This window comes from Ruegeria sp. E8 (assembly GCF_056533985.1).
Genome location: NZ_JBQFOY010000003.1, coordinates 276329 through 294014 on the forward strand (window position 1 = coordinate 276329; position 17686 = coordinate 294014).

Annotated in this window: 13 protein-coding genes; 9 read left to right on the top strand and 4 right to left on the bottom strand. The window is 56.1% G+C overall.

Annotation, left to right across the window (positions count from 1 at the left end; genetic code table 11):
• The first annotated feature begins 20 nt into the window (after nt 1-20).
• The 9 genes from ACR0LF_RS06575 to ACR0LF_RS06615 all read left to right on the top strand — a co-directional run bounded on the left by ACR0LF_RS06575 (nt 21) and on the right by ACR0LF_RS06615 (nt 12144).
• Nucleotides 21-1991, top strand: coding sequence for a toll/interleukin-1 receptor domain-containing protein (locus tag ACR0LF_RS06575; RefSeq protein ID WP_480580461.1), 1971 nt, complete (start codon nt 21-23; stop codon nt 1989-1991).
• Between the two features lie 15 nt (nt 1992-2006).
• Entirely contained in the window at nt 2007-2861 is an 855-nt protein-coding gene (locus ACR0LF_RS06580; RefSeq protein ID WP_480580459.1) for a hypothetical protein, read from the top strand.
• A 20-nt stretch (nt 2862-2881) separates the two neighbouring features.
• Nucleotides 2882-3304, top strand: coding sequence for a hypothetical protein (locus ACR0LF_RS06585; RefSeq protein WP_480580457.1), 423 nt, complete (start codon nt 2882-2884; stop codon nt 3302-3304).
• 70 nt (nt 3305-3374) lie between these two features.
• Complete coding sequence (locus tag ACR0LF_RS06590; RefSeq protein ID WP_480580455.1) at nt 3375-5939, top strand: vWA domain-containing protein; 2565 nt, start codon at nt 3375-3377, stop codon at nt 5937-5939.
• Between the two features lie 11 nt (nt 5940-5950).
• Entirely contained in the window at nt 5951-6691 is a 741-nt protein-coding gene (locus tag ACR0LF_RS06595) for an ATP-binding cassette domain-containing protein (RefSeq protein WP_480580453.1), read from the top strand.
• On the top strand, nt 6688-7917 hold the full coding sequence (locus ACR0LF_RS06600; protein WP_480580451.1) for an ABC transporter permease: 1230 nt from the start codon (nt 6688-6690) through the stop codon (nt 7915-7917). Before ACR0LF_RS06595 ends, ACR0LF_RS06600 begins: the two co-directional genes overlap by 4 nt.
• Complete coding sequence (locus ACR0LF_RS06605; protein ID WP_480580449.1) at nt 7910-9868, top strand: SUMF1/EgtB/PvdO family nonheme iron enzyme; 1959 nt, start codon at nt 7910-7912, stop codon at nt 9866-9868. The genes ACR0LF_RS06600 and ACR0LF_RS06605 overlap by 8 nt, the downstream gene beginning before the upstream one ends.
• A gap of 72 nt (nt 9869-9940) precedes the next feature.
• The gene (locus ACR0LF_RS06610; RefSeq protein ID WP_480580447.1) at nt 9941-10702 is read left to right on the top strand and encodes a glycine zipper domain-containing protein; all 762 of its coding nucleotides are present in this window, start codon (nt 9941-9943) and stop codon (nt 10700-10702) included.
• The gene (locus ACR0LF_RS06615) at nt 10699-12144 is read left to right on the top strand and encodes a trypsin-like peptidase domain-containing protein (RefSeq protein WP_480580445.1); all 1446 of its coding nucleotides are present in this window, start codon (nt 10699-10701) and stop codon (nt 12142-12144) included. Before ACR0LF_RS06610 ends, ACR0LF_RS06615 begins: the two co-directional genes overlap by 4 nt.
• Nucleotides 12145-12147: 3 nt before the next feature.
• On the opposite strand, the gene ACR0LF_RS06620 is transcribed toward ACR0LF_RS06615, so the two are convergent.
• The 4 genes from ACR0LF_RS06620 to ACR0LF_RS06635 form a co-directional block, all read right to left on the bottom strand.
• Entirely contained in the window at nt 12148-12627 is a 480-nt protein-coding gene (locus ACR0LF_RS06620) for a phage regulatory CII family protein (protein ID WP_480580443.1), read from the bottom strand.
• A gap of 43 nt (nt 12628-12670) precedes the next feature.
• Nucleotides 12671-14002, bottom strand: a complete 1332-nt coding sequence (locus ACR0LF_RS06625; RefSeq protein WP_480580441.1) for a type IV secretory system conjugative DNA transfer family protein — start codon at nt 14000-14002, stop codon at nt 12671-12673.
• A 116-nt stretch (nt 14003-14118) separates the two neighbouring features.
• Complete coding sequence (locus ACR0LF_RS06630) at nt 14119-16446, bottom strand: hypothetical protein (RefSeq protein WP_480580439.1); 2328 nt, start codon at nt 16444-16446, stop codon at nt 14119-14121.
• Complete coding sequence (locus ACR0LF_RS06635) at nt 16443-17618, bottom strand: patatin-like phospholipase family protein (RefSeq protein ID WP_480580437.1); 1176 nt, start codon at nt 17616-17618, stop codon at nt 16443-16445. Before ACR0LF_RS06635 ends, ACR0LF_RS06630 begins: the two co-directional genes overlap by 4 nt.
• Between the last annotated feature and the right edge of the window lie 68 nt (nt 17619-17686).

A 17686-nucleotide genomic window follows, 5' to 3' on the forward strand; every position in this document is an offset into this window, starting at 1 on the left:
TTGAAGTTAAAGGGATGTCGATGGACCAGATTTTCGTGTCCTATACACATAAGAACAAGGCGCTCATCGAGCCGGTGATACAATTTCTCAGAGAACAGGGATTGTCTGTCTACTGGGACAATCACCTGAAACCCGGTGAATGGGAACCTCAACTGGAGCGAAAGATCCGGGCGTCCGAAGTTTTTATCATCTTCGTCACACGCGACATCCTTGACCCACGCGAAGATGGTTCGGCCACAAGTTATGTCTTCAAAGAAATCAATATGGCGATTGATGCCGGGATCAAACACATCTACCCCGTCATCGTTGGCCGCATATCGCTGAAGAACGATTTTGAACAGCTCAGCCGATTCCACGGACTGAAGGTCGAATCGATCGGGGATGTGGTCTCGTCTCAGGAGTTCTGGACCCACGTCAACGCCTTCAAGGCCTATATCAAAGCAGGGGGGCGGGCGTCGGAGAACCTGCCGACCTATACGGCCGACGCCGGCGCGGCCGGGTGGCCGGTGAGTGGCGAAAATCTGGTCGAACGTCAGGCGCTGACGCTGGCTGTTATGCTGCTTGAGGGAGAGCGGCCCTTTTTGATCAATGACGCGGCCCGATGGTTGCAAGAGCTTATCGAGGACAAGCTGCGCCCGATGACCGAAGAGGAAACCAACGCCCTGCCTCGGGTGTTCGGCGGGCCCGGTCAAAGCGCACTGCTGGAGAGTATTGGCGCGCATCGCCTCGTGCCCGAGGCAGGCCACAACAGAGGTGAGCAACTGGTAGAGTTCAAACAACCGGGGCATGCGGCGCGGCTGCTGCAATACCTGTGGACCGAGCAACCGGAAGTACGTACGCTGTTTGTCAATTGGCTGCAGAACATGTTCAAAAGTAACGCGCACAGATCGCTGGCGTTGCATCTTGGCCGGGGATTGACCCACCTAGCCCGTATCGACCTGAATGGGCTGGAATACGAGATGTTGTGGCAGCTTCTGCGCACGCCAATCTCACAAAATGAACTGACGGTGTTTTCCCAATTGCTTGCCGCGGCCTATGACGAACCCGCCAACCGCCGACGTGTCTTGGAAATTCTTGAAGAAGTTTACGACGCAGATTGGCTGAAACCGGGGGTAGGGCGTTATCTTGCCATTGTTATTGCATTGGACGCGTTGGCCGAGCGCAGCCCGGAACCTGCTATAAAACTGCTCAAAAAAGCCGGCAGGCACGTGCGGGCGCCCGGGCAATCCGGCCATGACCTGCGCGGGGTGATTCTTCGCAGCCCCGTTTTGTGGGGCGCAAAAGACGAGACGGCCCCGTCTTTGGACCTCAACATCGCGATGTCCGGTGAAGAATCGCAGGATGCTCCGAACAATCAGACAGAAACGCCGGTGGCTGATGACAGCGCCAAGCATGATGAGGCACCAGACGACGCTGAAACGGGCGCCCCGCAAGACGGAGACGACACAGGGGTGGACGTCACTTATGAAGGCCGCAATGGTGAGGCGGTCCGGGCCAGCAGCGGAACTTATTCCGCCCAGTTTCTTGTGGCTCTTGCCGAATGGACGGATCACCCGATCTCGGATCGGAAAAAGCTGATCCGACGCCAGTTGCCGTTGTGGATGTTCCTGTCCGCCTTCGAACGGATGCCACTTTACCTCAAAAGCGCACCGCAGCGCCTGACGCTTGAGGAGTTGGTTTTTGATCTTGGCAAACGTGACAGCACGGTTCTGGACAGCATTGTCACCGGCTTCACTCGTGCGGCGCTGGCCAAGGCGCAACCCGGATCGGACTATCGCGCCGTTCAGCACATGAACGTGGTCTGCCGCGAGTTCTCGAAAGAGCGCAACAAGAGTGCGCACAGAAAAACCGGGGAAAATGATCCCTATTTGGTGTTCCTCAGGCGCTGCCATCAGCAGATCAAAGCCAGCGGCACGGGGCGCGAAGCGCACCTGCTGCGGGGCTGTCAAAAATACATGTCAGCGCAGGACGTCTCATTCATTGTGGATTGAACAGAAAGGACCGAAATGAGTCTGGTCGTACCATTGGACAGCCTTCCCTCTCCCAAGCCTGGTTGGGAAATCTGGGGGCGCACGAAAAACAACGAGCTTGTGGCTCTGGGCGAATTTGCAAAGTTGTCGATCGGGCAAAGGATTCTGGGCACCTACACTCATTTTTACCACGTGGATATGACCCCGCAGGACGTTTCCTTTGAATCTGATGTCAGGTCGGGCATCGGAGAGTTGCATTTCAAAGTCCGATTTGATGTGACCTGCGCAGTGACAAAAACACGGGTTTCCGAGCTTTTGCCGGTCACTGATCCGATTACGCAATTCGTGAAAACGGCCCTCACCGATGAGGCACATTCCATGGCTGAAAAACATGATGCCATGCAGGATCGGGCGTTCCAGAAGGAACTGACGGAGATCGTTGATCCCAAGCGGGGCGGCAGTCTGAATTGCGGGCCCTTCCACATTCAGCGTGCGGTGATCAAGGTTCAGCTGCCCCAAGAGCTGAAGGCAGAAAGCGAAATCGAGGCGGTCATGACCGGCTTGCCGTCAAAAATTCTGCTTGCCCAGTCGCGCGGAGAAGACGGGTTGGTTGATCGTTTGGAAAAAACGTTGGCAAGGTTCCAGAAATTCCAGCTTATTCAGAATGATGTGACGCTTGATACAGCCAAACAAGCAGATGAAATGACCAAACTGATCCGGGAGGCCGAGCGGGAAGACGATCCTGACCTCGTGCATATCGGATTGCTTAAAAAGGCACGTCAAAAGATGATTACGAGCCCCGAAATGAGCGGCCCTGGTGCCACCAATACGGGCTCTGTCGGAATCAATGAACTGCCTAAACCCGCGGATGACCCCAAGGACCTAAACTAATCCGACATTAAGAGACGAATATGCTTGGCTATCTTGTTCCTGATGCACTGCAGCGATTGTTTGTATCCCTGGTCGGGGGCTTACCATTGATGCTGCAACAAGTGGGTTTTGTCTTGCTGTGCGCGGCGTTTCTGCTGATCATGTCCCGCATCCTGCGATGGGCACTGCTGCATCTGGACGTGCTTCTTGCGCTGCAGTCGCAACGTCGGACTGAAAAGGTTTCAACTTTGGCCTTTTTGGTCGGCTGGACGGGCAAATGGCAGTGGCGCGTGATGATTGGGATTTGCACGGTGATGCTGGCCGCGACGGTGATGTTCTCGGCCATCCGAAGCGCCAGGATCGACCCGGGCAGTCCGGCCTATTCTGTGGTCCGTACCGTGCAAATCTGTCTGGCGCCGAATTCGGGCAACGGTGATTCAATGGCGCGATGCTTACGACGATAATCGCGCCTCACGATACTTGCGTGGTTAATAGAATCTCGTATTCTTTAAACTAGTTTGTTTGGAGTAAATTATGTTTAAAACCTCTTGTTCGGCGTTTATTCTGGCGCTTTTCGCCCAAATGTCCTTTGCAGAAGAATGCAGCCCTACGACCCTGGCTGAAGGTGCCGAACTGAAGGCTGACCTCCAAAAACTGCTGACCAAAGTCGATAAACTAACCAGCCGTGCAGATGGGCAGGTTTTTTTGATCCGGGCGCTTCCAGACTCGGTGCAACAGCAGGTACCACCCTTGCCTGATGTACCCAAGGCGCCAACTGTACTGTTGAGTGAGGACGGTGCATTACAGTGGAGCTGCGATGCAGACGGCAATCCGACGCCGTCTGTCGAAGAATATCGTGATCAGATCGATGCGTTCGGACAGGCCGTCGCCACCTATGAGGCTGAAATTCAGGATCGCGCTGAGGCCATAGAAACGCTCGAACAGGCCAATGAGGCCGCCGCAGCCGATGCGGCGCCTGACGAAGACAGCGCAGGTGGCGCCGCAACCACCGAAGAGCCTGAAACCAGTGGAACGTCCGAAGACGATGCACAAGTTGCCGATCAGGCGCCGGGTGGCGAAGATCAGCAGGACCCTGAAAACACTGATGGCGAAGACAGCACTACCGAAGTGGTCGAAGAAACACCTGGCGGTCCTGCACAAACGACCCCGATGTCTGCGCCCGACAACCCCAACCTGTTCCGTCGCGTGCTGTCTTTGCCGTCAGCTGTGATGAAGGCCGAACCGCGTGACGATGCCGACGAAAGCCCGCTGCCCACGTTTTCTGTGCTTTATGTTTTTGACGAAAGCCGTGCCAACGGTGGCGATTGGCTGAAGGTCAGCACTTCGTTGCGTGAAGGAACTCAGGGATGGGTGGAAGCTGACCAGACCCTGCGCTGGAGCAACATGCTGGTGATGGAATTCGCGCCAAAGGGCAAACGCAGCGACGTTCTGTTTTTCCGCGATGATACGACCCTTTCGGATATTGTCGGATCGTTTTCCTATGCGGTCGAGGCTGGCGAAATTTATGATAGCATTGAAGTCGAACGCAAACGATTGGCGAGTGAGGCCGGGTCGACTCCGAACTGGGATCAAAGACTGGTCGCGATGGAACCCGCCTCGGGCGTGACATTTGGCAACCAGCCCTATCTGCTGCCCATTCTGGATTGGCGATCCGAGTTGTTTGACGGCACCATCGAAACCAACTTACTGCAGGTTGCGGCTGTCCCCGCGGATGCCGAGGATATTTCGGTAGAAGATACCAACAGCTTTGACACGGATCTCGAAAGTGCCGCAGAACAGGACGGTGTGCTTCGTGTCGGTGTTGTCTTTGTTGTTGATACCACAATTTCAATGCGACCGTTCATTGAGCGAACGCAAACCGCCATTCAGTCTTTCTACGATAGCTTTCAGCAGTTCGAAAGCGCCAGCTTCGTCTCTTTCTCATTGCTTGGTTTTCGCGATGAGGTGGAACAGGCTGAGGGCGTTGAATACACTACCAAGTTGTTCCAACCCCTCGACCCAGAAGCACCGGCCGAGCAGGTTCTTGGAAACATGAACAAGATGCGGGAAGCGAATGCGCCCACGGTTCAGTTTCAGGAAGATGGTCTGGCTGGTCTGGTCGAAGCAATCGAGCGAAATGACTGGACACCTTATGATGCTCGGTTGGTCGTTTTCATTTCGGACGCGTCGATGCGGGCGGGTGAGGACCCTCTAGCCAAATATCCCGGCCATACCCCACAATCCGTGGCAGAACTGGCCCGCAACAAGAATATTGCAATCTTGCCTATTCACCTTCTGACACCTGCCAATCAGCGCAACGGAAATGCTGATCTTGCACGCCCGCAATACGAATCCCTTGCCGAGACCGGAGACATCAACAGCGAAAAGTACTTTGCGCTGGACGCAACGAACCCGGACTCGTTTCTGGCAAGGATGACGTCGTTAACCGATCAGATGGCCAAAGCCATCTTTGAGGTGAATGCGGGCAAAGTCCTGAGTGTTGATGACGTTCTGGAACTGGAAGAGGTGCCTGAGGACGATGTCGCCGCCGCCGCGGTGAACGAGATATTCCGCGCCCAACTGGAAAGTCTGGCCTCGGTCGCGGATGGCAGCGCGCCCAGTTTTCTGGCCGGCTGGACCTCGGACCGTGATCTTCTGGATCCGAACCTGGAAACCCTTGAAGTGAAGGTGTTCCTGACCCGAAATCAGCTCAGTTCGCTGGACAAACAACTCGGGAGCATCGTCGATGCTTTCCGCAGTGGCGGGGACGATCCGCAAGCCTTCTTTGATAATTTGCAGGCACTGGCTGCGCAAACTGCAACTGATCCCGATGTGGTACGCAACAATGACCGCGAGGCGATGAGAGCCATTCTACCGAGCTTTTTGCAGAATTTGCCGTATCGCAGCGAGATTTTGTACCTTGACCTGCAGGACTGGAGCAGCCTCAGCCCAGCCTCGCGATCCGAGTTCATGGAACAGCTTGACGCCAAGCGTAAATCCTATCAGGCGGTGTTTGAACAGACAGACCTGTGGCACGATTTCGGCAGCAACGATCCGTTGCTTCAGGTCTCGCCTATCAGACTATCGATCCTTCCCTGAAGGGCGTGGGCATGGATACACCGGTGATGCTGCACGTGTCGGGGTTGCACATTGTGCGGCCCGGTCGAGGCGATGCCCCTGAATTCAGGCTTTCAGTGCCCGAATTTAAGGTTCACGCAGGCGCGCGCATTGGTTTGATCGGCGAAAGTGGCAGCGGCAAGACCAGCTTTCTTGAGCTTTTGGGACTGCTCGCCTGGCCGGATCAGGTGGCCCGGTTCGATTTCAGACCTGAGCGAACCATCGCCGCGATCGACCTTATTCCGGCCCTGCTAGAGCGGCGGACGAGCCAGCTGGCACAATTACGGGCGCGCACAATCGGTTTTGTGATGCAGGATGGTGGCTTGCTGCCGTATCTTTCCGTGCTGGAAAATGCCAGGCTCAGCGCGCAGTTGTCCGGCGGGGGGTTGAACACCGAACAGATTGAGGCCATGGCGGATGCTTTGGGTTTGGGTAAGTACCTCGACCGGCTGCAATCCGACCTGTCGGGTGGGCAGAAACAAAGGGCAGCGGTGTTGCGCGCCCTGGCTGCTGGGGTTCCGTTGATGCTGGCTGACGAGCCCACCGCCGCGCTGGACCCGATCACGTCCGAAGCGGTGATGTCCGCGATGGTCCATTCGACCGATGCGGTTGCGACAACCCAGATCGTAGCCAGCCACAACGCCCCCCTTATTGAGCGTCACGGGTTCGAGCTGTTCCGCGTGACCGTGACCGAAGGTGACACCTGGCGCCATGCAACACTGGAGGCCGCATGAACCGGATCCGGTGGTCACAAGTTCTGAACCTAGCCTTTCGCGATCTTACCCATGGGTGGGGCACCACCATATGCTTCAGTGTAGCGGTCGCAGCAGCTTTGCTGCCTTTGCTGATCCTTTTCGGCTTGAAATACGGAGTGGTCAGCAACCTGATCGAAACTCTGCGCGGTGACCCGAATGTACGCGAGATCCGGTTGGTGCGGGACACGCAATTGTCACCTAGCTGGTTTGAGACCATCGCAACCCGGAACGATGTGGACTTTATTCTGCCGCGCGGTAATTTTCTTGCGGCATCTGTGCGGTTGCGAAGCCCGGACGGGCGGCAATTACTGGATACCCGAATGGTTCCTACGGTTGCGAATGACCCGCTGATCACGGGCATTGACCCCCCTCGTGGCCTTGACGATATCCTCGTCACCACGCGCATTGCTATCGAAGCAAAGATCGAGGTCGGCAATGAGGTTGAACTTATCATTCAGCGCACGGTTGGCGAAGACCGCCAGGCGGTCCGTCATCGCGCGAAGGTGACAGGCATATTGTCGCGGGACCGGTTGCAAACCGACGATATATTCGTGACCCCTGCGTTTGAAGATGCCGTTGAAACCTGGCGTCAGGGGTTTGCCGTACCTGCGTTGGACTGGGCCGATCGGGATGGAGGTCTGACCCTGCTGCGGCCCGAGCGCAAAAGTTTTTCAAGCTTTCGTCTGTATACTCGCGACGTGCGCGATGTCCCGGTTGTCCGCGACGCGCTGCTGCAGGACGGTCTGGATGTGCGCACTCGTGCCGAAGATGTCATTCGTGTGCTGGTGATTGAACGCGCTCTGTCCATCGTGTTTTTCGCCATCACAATTTTAGGCGCGGTCGGATTTTTGTTGACGCTAGGCCTTCATCTGTTGGCCAGCGTTTCCGAAAAGGCCCGGGAACTGGCGATCTTGCGGCTTTTGGGTCTGACAACGGCTGAGGTATCCCTGATGCCGTCGATTCAGGGTATGGCTATTTCGGGTATCGGGGCGTTGCTGGCTTGTGGGCTGGCGGCAGTTTCGCAACCGATTGTGAATACCGTTTTCAGTGGGCTGGGCGGTCTGGAAGGCCGCGTGTCCTTTCTCGCTGTTTCGCATTTCGCCGTCGCACTTGGGGCAACGGTGCTGGCCGGAGGTGTGGCAGGATCAATCGCCGGACTGCGTGCCACCACGATCGAACCCAGAAAAGGATTGCGTCATGATTGATCTGCGATTTCTGCTTGCCGTTCTCGGTCTTGTCGTTTTGCCCGATAGCGGGGCACTGGCAGAAGGCTCAGAGCCAATCGGTGGTCAATCTGACTGGTGCCAGATTGATGATCCGGCAAGCTGGGCCGCGTCGCGCCAGGCGCAGATTGAAAATGGAGCCACAGAGCTTGGCCCAATCTCGTGCCCGGAAAAAGCGACCGGTGCTACGGTTCCAACTGTGTTGCATCTTCCTATGCCATGTGGTCGCGCGATGGTTTTTCAACGTATTGATGTCCCCGTCGCGCATCCTCTGGATCAAGTGGCCGGGAATTTTGGCCGGTCGGTAGATATCGCATCAGAGACGCCACAGACCGTGTTGTCTAACGGAGCCTGGAGGATGCCGGTGTCAGGTGCGTTTTCAATCTCTGACAAGGAAGAAAATGCGGTAACCAGTGGCTTGAACTCACTATCAGCACGGGCTTACTATCTGGCGCGCTATGAACTGACGACAATCCAATGGGCCATTCACGATCTGGGCCTATTCGATCTTCCCCACGATCAAACCACAGTAGCTGGCAGCGACGCCTGCAAACCGCTTGAGGCGGTTTTGCAAGATACCAACCTACGTTCGATTGCTGCACAGGGAGATTTGTCCTGGTTTGATGCCGTTGCGTTTTCGCGCGCCTATTCCAACTGGCTGGTTGTACGTGACGCGGATCGGATCGCAGATGGTGCCCTGCCTGATGTACCGTGGGAACAGGGCGCGACTGGCTATGTCAGATTGCCGACTGAGGCAGAGTGGGAATTTGCCGCACGCGGTGGGGCCGGACAGGTAACCGCGCAAGCCCGCTCTAACAGACTTCCTGCCATCCGAGACGAAAACGGCGCGATCAAGGCCGCTTCTCTGTCCGAAGTCTGCGTGGACAAGCCACGAACTGCGGGGGTTCTGCTGGCGCCCGTTGGGCGCAAGATGCCCAATTCGCTTGGTCTTTATGACGTCGTCTGCAACGCCGAGGAAATCATGTTGGACCTGTTTCGGGTCACACGCCCCGACGGTCTTGGGGGGCAAGTTGGGGGTGTTATCACCAAGGGTGGCAGTTCTGCCCTGTTTCGCGAGAACAACACCGTGGGTCGTCGAATTGAGGCCGCCGCACTGTTCGGTCTGTCGGGTGAGGGGCGAACACGCACAATGGGCGCGCGCTTTGCTGTTTCGGCACCTGTGTTCAGCGGCCGCCGCAATGGGTTGGCACAAGAGGGAGGCGTCCCTCAGGCCTATACCGAAGGTCGCCTGAACGAATCCTATGAACAAGCGCTAATGACCGGGCGCGAGGCGCTACTGGAACAAGGGGTGGGCCTGGCCTCTGGCGATCAGTCCGCACTGGCGTCCGAGGTGAACAAGCTGCGGCGGTCACTTTCTGAAGGAGAGCTGACCCAACAGCAACTCGCGGACCAGTCCGAGGCGTTGCAGATCGAGTTGGAGCGGCTTGAGGCGCGGCTGGCGCAGGAAGCGCGGGCCAGCACATTGCTGACTATCCGGTCTGGTGTCGTAACCTCAAACCTGATTAACCGCACCGGGGCCAATATCTACAATGTAATGGCGCGGATTGAAGATCTGCGCGGCGTTTCCAATCTGACCGAAGACGATCAAGCGAAACTTGACCAAGCGGCACGGCTGATTGGCATTTACGAACAGCGCATTCAGGCGTCGTTCGATTTGTATCTTCAGGTCCACAGTGAATTGGGAGCACGACCCAAAGCGTTTGTGCAGCAACAGCTGGCTGCCAGCCGCAGCGGCGTCAACGGCTTTAATGTTGAATTATTCGGCTCTTATCTGGAACTGTTCGAAAACCATCACCAGCAGGTCCGCGCCGCAAGAGGCCGGATAACCGAAACACTGCGTGCCGATTGGCTTGATGAATTGGATTCGTCGCGCGCGCGTAGAAAACAGGATTTTCCAAAGCTCCAGCCCTGATCAGATAGTAACGAAAGGATAGTTATGAGTTTCAGATTTAATAAACCCGTTTTGCATAGGGGAGCGGCGACTATGGCGCTTGTTTCCATGGTTGCTCTTTCGGCCTGTGATGAGGCCATCACGCTGGCGCCAGGTGCAGTTGATCCCAAGGACAGTTGCAGTCCCTTCCAGCAATCCATCGTGGATGCACGGCAAAAAGCCAACAACCTGAAAGTTCAGAACGCCGCACTTGGTGCGCTGGCCGGGGCGGCGATTGGCGCTGCCGTGACCGGCGACGGTGAAGGGGCGCTGATCGGTGCCCTGATTGGCGGTGCCGTGTCGGGTGTAGCCACCGCAGAAACACAGAAAAAGCAGCGCGCTACAGATGCAGAAACGTTGCGCAATGTGAACGCTCAGGCTGGTAGCGCCACCCAATTGCTGACGCAGGCCGGGAAATCTTCGGCGGGGCTGCGGTCATGCAGGCAAAAGCAGATCAAGGCGCTGGAACAGAAGGTGCGCGCAGGTTCGATCAGTAACCAAGCTGCCCGCGCCGAGCTTACGGTGCTTAAACGGCGCGCGTCGGTCGACAATCAGATCATTTCAGCATCGTTTAACGGGATTGGAAACCGGGTCGATGATTTTGTCCGGACCGGAGCCCAGGCCGGTGGGGTTGAGCAGGCTATCATCAGCCGTCAGGCCGCTGCTACAACCCAGCAACAGCGCACCGCGCGTGCAGCGACGCCAAATGTTTCGCGTGCCAAGTCAACACAGGCCCAACTGGTCCAGGCAGATGCACGCTCACGCGAAAGCATCGATCGCAGTTTGGACGCCATCGACGTATTGCTGAGCGGATGAGGTCCTTCTTCTGCCTTTTGCAGGCCGGGCTTCTGGCCTGCATGACCGCCGGCGCGGCCCAGTCCGGCCCTCCGGTCGAATTATTGCGCGAACTGGGTCTGGCCCCGGCGGTCCGGGCGGATCAGGCCACTGTATCTGTGCAACGGGATCTGGCCTGGATCGGGCTTTATGATGGGCCACTTGACGGGCTGGGTCGATCCAGCCTCGGTCAAGCCGTACGTCAATTCCAGTCCAGCATTGACAACGAACCAACCGGTCGATTGACCAGCGAGGAACGCCGTACATTATCCCGGCGCGCAGGCATGTCGCGCGCCGGGTATCGTTTTACGAAACGAGACATTGGCTGGTTCGGAATCTCCGCGACTTTGCCCTCGGCGCTGATGGACGCGCCGCAGCTGGACAAGGAGTCGCCGAACCTGCTGCGGTTTCAGGGCACCCACCATTCCGGTTTGACCCTGAGCCTTTGGAGTATGGATGTCTCCAACTCGGACCCGGCAACAACGATGCGTGTGTTCCTTAAGCAATTGAAGGAACAGGACCCCGCCCCTGAGGTTTTGACCTCGAAATCCGCAAGCTCCGGCTTTGTGATCGATGCAAAGGGTGATGGTCTCCGCTCGATTTATCTGGCCGATATCCGAAATGGTTCATTTCAGTTGGCAAAGCTGTCGTTGTCAAACAGCACCTATGATGCGATGCGCCCGGTCGTGGCGCAGATTCTGAACGGTCTTGATCTGTTCGCCGGCCCCCGCTTTTCTTCGGATGAACGCCGCAAGCGTATTGCCAGAGGCGAAGACCCGGTGGGTAAAACAGTCCCGGACTGGTTTAAAACCATGATCGGCAATGGTTCGGGTTCATTGGTGACGCGCAGCGGGCATGTTTTGACGAACTGGCATGTGGTCGAAGGGTGTGGCAGCCTGACGGTCAATGGAACCCCGGCATCGCTGCTGGGCACTGACGTGCGACTTGACCTAGCTCTCTTGCGCGCACCGGCTTTTGTCAATAAGCGCCCGATCCGTTTTCGCGCAGATAACCCGCAACTTGGGGAAACGGTCGCTGTCATGGGCTTTCCGGTGTTCAAATACTCCCGCGCTTTGAATTTTACCCGGGGGTCCGTGTCGTCAACAGTTGGCCTTTACGGAGATCGTACGCGCGTTCAGATTACAGCGCCGATCCAACCGGGCAACTCGGGTGGTCCGGTCCTGGACACCAACGGCCGACAGGTTGCTGTTGTGGCGGCCAAGGCCAACACAGCGTGGCAGGAATCCGATAACATTGAAAATGTCGGATGGGTCATACGTGGGAAAAACGCGTTGGCTTTTATGAAACAGTTCGATGTTGAACCAATTGTGGAAGAGAAAGCGGCCGCCGGACAGTTTCCCAATCCCGAAGAGGTCGATAAATGGCGCTCGGCCATTGTCAGGATCGAATGTCATTTGCCTTAGGCATCAAGACTGCTGAGTCCCGAATTCTTTGACATGCGCCTTGAGTGTTGCAATGGCCCGTTCAGCCGCCAGAATATCTTTTTGAATCTGCGCGGCTTCGCGATGGTCGATCCGCCCGTCGCTAAGGGCTGTTTCGACCTGTGCCGCGGCCTCGGACGCATCAACAATCATACGGATGACAGAGTGGCGCAGGCTTTCTCTGGCGTCCAGGTCGGGCTGGTCCAGTGCACCGCGTTCAGCCGCGAAAAAACCGGTTCCCAGAAGCAGCCAGCTGGCAATCCGCGCATCCGGCAGAACCGATATAAGGCTTCTGATCTCTTCCGGCGAGAACACCACCCGGTTGCGCAGCCGCGCGTAAAGCGCATCGTAGGACATTCCCATCGAACTGGCGATTTCAGCAGTCCGGCCGCGTTCATCTGTGACCAGCAAACCATGAACGAAATTTGCAAATTCCTGACCGCGCCGCATAGTGACCTCAACCATAACCCATTAATTTCTGGATAGGTCTGCCAAAAATGTCAATTCATCAGAAGCTATGAATTGTCCCTGTTCGCGCCGGACTAAGCGGGGCCAAACGTGACAGGTACTGAAACCTTTCAATCTCGAAATAGCGTTCCAGATTCAACAACTGACCTTCCCGCCCCGCAAGGTGCAGCAATGCAAGCCTGGGCTTCAGAGGTTTGTGAGCCCATTCGGGGAACCCCAAACGATCCGCAAACTGTCTTTGCGCCGCATTGTTGTGGAATCCGAAACCGCAGATCGTCGCCGTGTTATTTAGGATTGTAGCACCGGATTTTGGATATCGCGATGCGATCTGTTCCAGATCCTGCCAGAAACTCCAGAGCCTTACACCATACCCGCGCATCAGAGTTGTGACCGTTTCCAGTTCAGGCAGATAACCCAGATGCCACGCTTCATCGATCAGAAAAAGCGTCTCGCGCTTTGGTAAGGCTATTCTGGTCTGAAAAAGAGAAATCATCGCCCCCAACCAAACCCGCAACAAAGGCCCGGCATTTGCAAGACGATGCGGCGGCACAACAATGTAGATCGAGATATTGTCCCCACGGACCAGAGCATCGGGATCAAACGTGGTTTTGGTGATCGCGCTCTGAAGCAGGCCGCTGGAAAACACCGGCATCCATCGCTGCGCGGTAGAAACGATCGAGGCCTTTACCTTTGCCTCAGCCCCCGACAACTGCGCCAGTGCCCTACGCACGACCGTATTTCCCGACCGCCGGCAATCCTTCATGGTCAGGTCAAGGTCCTTGCCCGGCTGCATTGCTTGATACGCAATCTCGGAAAGGTTCCTTAACCCGGCCGGCATCTCACCACAAACATATGCGACGAGATCGGCGATCATCTGGGTCGCACTTTGATCCCAGAACGGATCGCAGACTGATCGATCCGGTGCAATGCGTCTGGCCAATGCATAACACTCTTCCTGAAAATCAGGGCGGTTGGAGTCGATCAGATCAAGCACATTGAAGGCACCAGCGTCTTCTTCGGGGAACATTACGAAAGGGTCAAGCAACACCGTTTCATGCCCCATTTCCCGTCTCGCCTGCGCGGTTGTCGCCCAGGCCTCACCTTTGATGTCAAGCACTACGGTTGGTCCCTGCCAGCTAAGCAATGCAGGGATCAGATGGCTTGCGCCTTTACCGGACCCGGTTGGAGCGACCGAGATGATGTGCCCTTCACGATGCGGTGTGATCCATTGCGGTGGCCCAAAATGCTCAGCTTCACCCGGCCGCAGAAACCCCGCCGCTTTCTCAGGTGTCTTAGGAACGGCCCGGCCCAGGGGCAGTTCCGGCAAGTCTCCTGAAAAACTCGGTGCTTCGGATAGTCTGTTTTGTTGCATAGGCTCACTCCTGCTTGTTTCAGGCAGTTATGACCTATGCACCTGAGGTCGGAATTTCTTTCAAATACCGACGCCGGATTTTGTTTCCGTTTCAACTCGAGCCTTCTCCCAAGACCCTAAATCAGCAGGGCGGGTCCTTTGTTCAGGCTGTTCCAGTGAGCAATCCCGCGCTGAGTCCATTCGGCTTCGGGCTGGTTCTTGAAAATCATGTCGTCCGCAAGGGCCATGATCGCATTCTGAACTTCTTTGATGACCGCATTATACTGTTCCGGATTGCCCGAAAGCTCTGCATCTGAAATGCCCAGCGGACGTTGGTCAATCTTGCGAAGCAAATGGCCTTCTGCGGCCAGGGCCTCCAGGGATTTGCGCTGAGCCGCCACATCGGCCGCAAGCGCGTCAAAGCCCTTTTGCGTTTCAGTACAGGATCGCAGGTTGTTCAGCGCAATCTGGTCTATTGTCGATACACCTGCGGCATGTATGGTCAGTATCCTGGCGGGCCGACCGGTCTGGGTCTTCCACGCCTGCGCCAATGCGACGGCAGCCACCCGATCAAATCCGGGCGCATCTGGGGTTATGATTTCAAGATCAATGGCCTCGGGGGAAGAAAGCGCGCTCAGGTGGTTTTTCAGCAGTTGTGCAACAGCGCTTGTCGTTTCCGTCGCATCCACTTGTAGCGGACCAATGACGCCGACGCGCCAGCGCATACGCCAGCACGGAAGAGCCTTTGCTTTCTTATACTGTTCGATCCCTTCGTTCAGGCTTTCTTCGACGTTCTTTTCATCCTTCTTTTCGTGCCCTTCCCCCAACGCGACAAGCTTGCCATAGGGCAGTATCAGGCGATGGCGTTTTTTCTCATCATCTCGGTCACCACCGGTCTTTTGCCAGGCCTCCAGCAAACGCTCGACGTTCCATCTCTCGTGTTCGGTTTCCGCCAGTGCGCTGATCAGGTCTGTGTCCGTCAAGACCGCCTTCCCAGCGGTGTCTTGCAAGCGCAGCCCTGCGACTCTGGACCCGATCGGTGGCACAAAGCCCGCCGCCAGAAAAATCTCGATGGCAGACAGCGCAGCGCGATAGCTTGCCCGTTTTTGCGCATTCGACATATTGGTCCAGTCGTTCGCGTCGTCCGGAACAACATCCGGCGATTTACGCCAACGTTCATGTATGGTGCGCGCCAGTTTTTGATAAAGCGCGTTCAGCGCGATGTCGTCTTCATCAAGGCTGCGCCCTCCGAAAGGCACAATACCGCCTGTCAGATCGCTGAAAGGAGCGGCGGAAATCGAGGCCAGTGAATCACTGCGCATGAAGATCGGAGCCCGCATGCAAAGCTGTTCCTGTTGCATCTGACGCAAACGCATGGCAATCGCGACGTTACGGACATCTTCTCCAGCTGCGACAATCACCGCTGTGATCGGGTTTTCGTTTTCGTGCTGCAAGAGTTTTTCCGCCCGCCCTTCGGCGCGGCATTCCAGAGCATCCAGCCCAACGAAATTGATTTCAACATGTCCGTCCAGATCGGGATTGAACAAAGCGGGTCGTTCACGCCTTACCCGCGCTTTCGCCTCATCCGGTTTTTTGTCCACAATGGTCAAAATAGCAGGCCCCAGCCGGGGGTGGTGGCACCGCAAGGCCAACTCTTCGGCGGCAGCCAGATTGATGCTACCAAGCCCGACCAGAACAGCGTGTACGCGTTTCTGACCTCTGGTCAGTGCAAGTTCGTTCGGCGCAATCGAGGTCACAAGTGCTCGTGCGATCGTCTCTGAGCGTGAAAACAGCGTCGCCTGACTGAAGATTTCCGAAAGCAATTGAAGATCGCGCAGAATTGACGCGTCTTCGATCCGCAGGGCCAATCGGGCATCTGGTGCCCGATCCGTCTCCGATCGCCAGATGCGGGCGCGCTCGACATTCAGAACGGCGTCGGCATCTCCGAATACAACCGTCTCGGGCGATCCGATCAATGCCGAGGTGCCAGTCTTTTCCGTTATCCGCCCCGGGATCTTCAGCAAATGCGCCGAGCGGCGGTCCACGGTCAGCTTCTCCAGGTTTTCAGCACTGTCGAACACAGTGATTAGCCCCTTGTCACGATACATGTCTAAGGCAAAGTTAGACACGCCGATCATGATGATATGGTCTTTGCGAAAGAATGCGCGCAGACGGACAACCTGATCGCCAAGGTAAACAGCAGCAAGGCCGATCAGCGCAGAAATAGTGGTGAACAGGCCGGTGAACCGCGCAACCTCGATCCACGGGTTAAGCGGTGGCAAATGCGGATCGTCGATAAAACTGCTGTCACCTACAAAAGCCAGAAGCGTGTGATAGGCCACATCGAAGAAATTGTACCCGCCGAGATCCGCATAGTACCGCGCCCAGCCGACGTAACCGGTCACACAGGTGATGGCGCATAGCGCAAGAAGAACAATGATTGTGATTGGAAAACGGGTTTTCATGTCTCTCCCAGACAAGTGGCAAGTAGTGCTTTGATATCCAATGCCCTGTCAATGTAGTCGCAGGTCAGATCATAGATTGGGGAAATGATGGTGGGGTCGTCAATACTTTGATACGTTTTAATTTTTTTTTGGGTGACATGAATTCCAACCTTCTCAAGCTCATCCTGCAAAAGCGGTAAATCGAGTCTGAGATATGTAAATGCCGGATCCCCGCACAGATCATCTTCTGCCAGATTGCCAATTTCTGAGTTTATCTGGATCGGGCGCGGAGATGTGCCCAACCATTGCATCATTGCAATGGTGTGCATCTCGGAATCATAGGTCATGCCCCGCAATGCGTAATATGCCAGCGGTAAAGGTCCCAACCGCTTTGCAACCCTGGCATCCAGGCTGTGGCGGAAGTAACCAGACCCCAGCGACAGAATAAACATCCGGTCGGCCCCTGGCGGCCATTCCAGACCATAGGCCCGCAGACGCGCCAGCTTTAACAGAACCAGGCTGGGATCATTGTGCGGGGACAATCCACCATCCACAAAGGTGCCCGTTACGCCGCCCCCGATCTCAATCATCGACTGTTGGAAATAAGTTGGGGCTGCCGTTGCAGCACGCAATAATCTGGACACTTTAAAATGCCGGTTGGCAATATGGTCGCTGTCTTCCTTCTCGTTGAAATAAGGAGCTTTGTCGATTGTGCTGATGATCCAGGGGCTGCCCGTGTCCAGCCGCTTTGTTACAATCGCGCAATGAGTGTGAAATCCGGGGTCGTCCAGTGTAGCATCCCCAATAACAGCCTTCAGCTCTTGTTCCAGTTTTGCCCCGTCATAGGTAGCGACGTGGCGTAGTGTCGAAAGCCAACGGCGCTTTTGAAAAAAAGCCGCCGCCCGCGTGAGGTAGAAATGCTTGACCTCTTCAAGTGAAACCCCTCGCGACAGGGCTACCGCAATCAGGGCTCCGGTCGACGTTCCGCCGATCAGATCGAAGACATCGCAAATTCGGGTGGTCTCGCCATATCGTTCCTTCAGCGCGCTTTCGACGGCCTCCAGCAAGGCGACCTCGACAACGCCTCGCACACCGCCGCCAGAAAGCGCCAGAATACGCTTTTGACGGTCTGCATCACTGGCTGGCAATTCCAACTTCTGGCTGGGCCTTTTAATTTGCGACAATTGCAGCACCTGAACTGAATTAGTTTGATGAGAATGCAGCTATTTTTGTCTTCTCGGCGTTGTTTGTCCAGAGCCGT

Coding starts and splice junctions, on each gene's coding strand:
- ACR0LF_RS06595 (WP_480580453.1), top strand. CDS start 5,951: ATGGATACACCGGTGATGCTGCACGTGTCGGGGTTGCACATTGTGCGG.
- ACR0LF_RS06575 (WP_480580461.1), top strand. CDS start 21: ATGGACCAGATTTTCGTGTCCTATACACATAAGAACAAGGCGCTCATC.
- ACR0LF_RS06605 (WP_480580449.1), top strand. CDS start 7,910: ATGATTGATCTGCGATTTCTGCTTGCCGTTCTCGGTCTTGTCGTTTTG.
- ACR0LF_RS06615 (WP_480580445.1), top strand. CDS start 10,699: ATGAGGTCCTTCTTCTGCCTTTTGCAGGCCGGGCTTCTGGCCTGCATG.
- ACR0LF_RS06630 (WP_480580439.1), bottom strand. CDS start 16,446: ATGAAAACCCGTTTTCCAATCACAATCATTGTTCTTCTTGCGCTATGC.
- ACR0LF_RS06590 (WP_480580455.1), top strand. CDS start 3,375: ATGTTTAAAACCTCTTGTTCGGCGTTTATTCTGGCGCTTTTCGCCCAA.
- ACR0LF_RS06580 (WP_480580459.1), top strand. CDS start 2,007: ATGAGTCTGGTCGTACCATTGGACAGCCTTCCCTCTCCCAAGCCTGGT.
- ACR0LF_RS06585 (WP_480580457.1), top strand. CDS start 2,882: ATGCTTGGCTATCTTGTTCCTGATGCACTGCAGCGATTGTTTGTATCC.
- ACR0LF_RS06600 (WP_480580451.1), top strand. CDS start 6,688: ATGAACCGGATCCGGTGGTCACAAGTTCTGAACCTAGCCTTTCGCGAT.
- ACR0LF_RS06620 (WP_480580443.1), bottom strand. CDS start 12,627: ATGGTTGAGGTCACTATGCGGCGCGGTCAGGAATTTGCAAATTTCGTT.
- ACR0LF_RS06610 (WP_480580447.1), top strand. CDS start 9,941: ATGGCGCTTGTTTCCATGGTTGCTCTTTCGGCCTGTGATGAGGCCATC.
- ACR0LF_RS06625 (WP_480580441.1), bottom strand. CDS start 14,002: ATGCAACAAAACAGACTATCCGAAGCACCGAGTTTTTCAGGAGACTTG.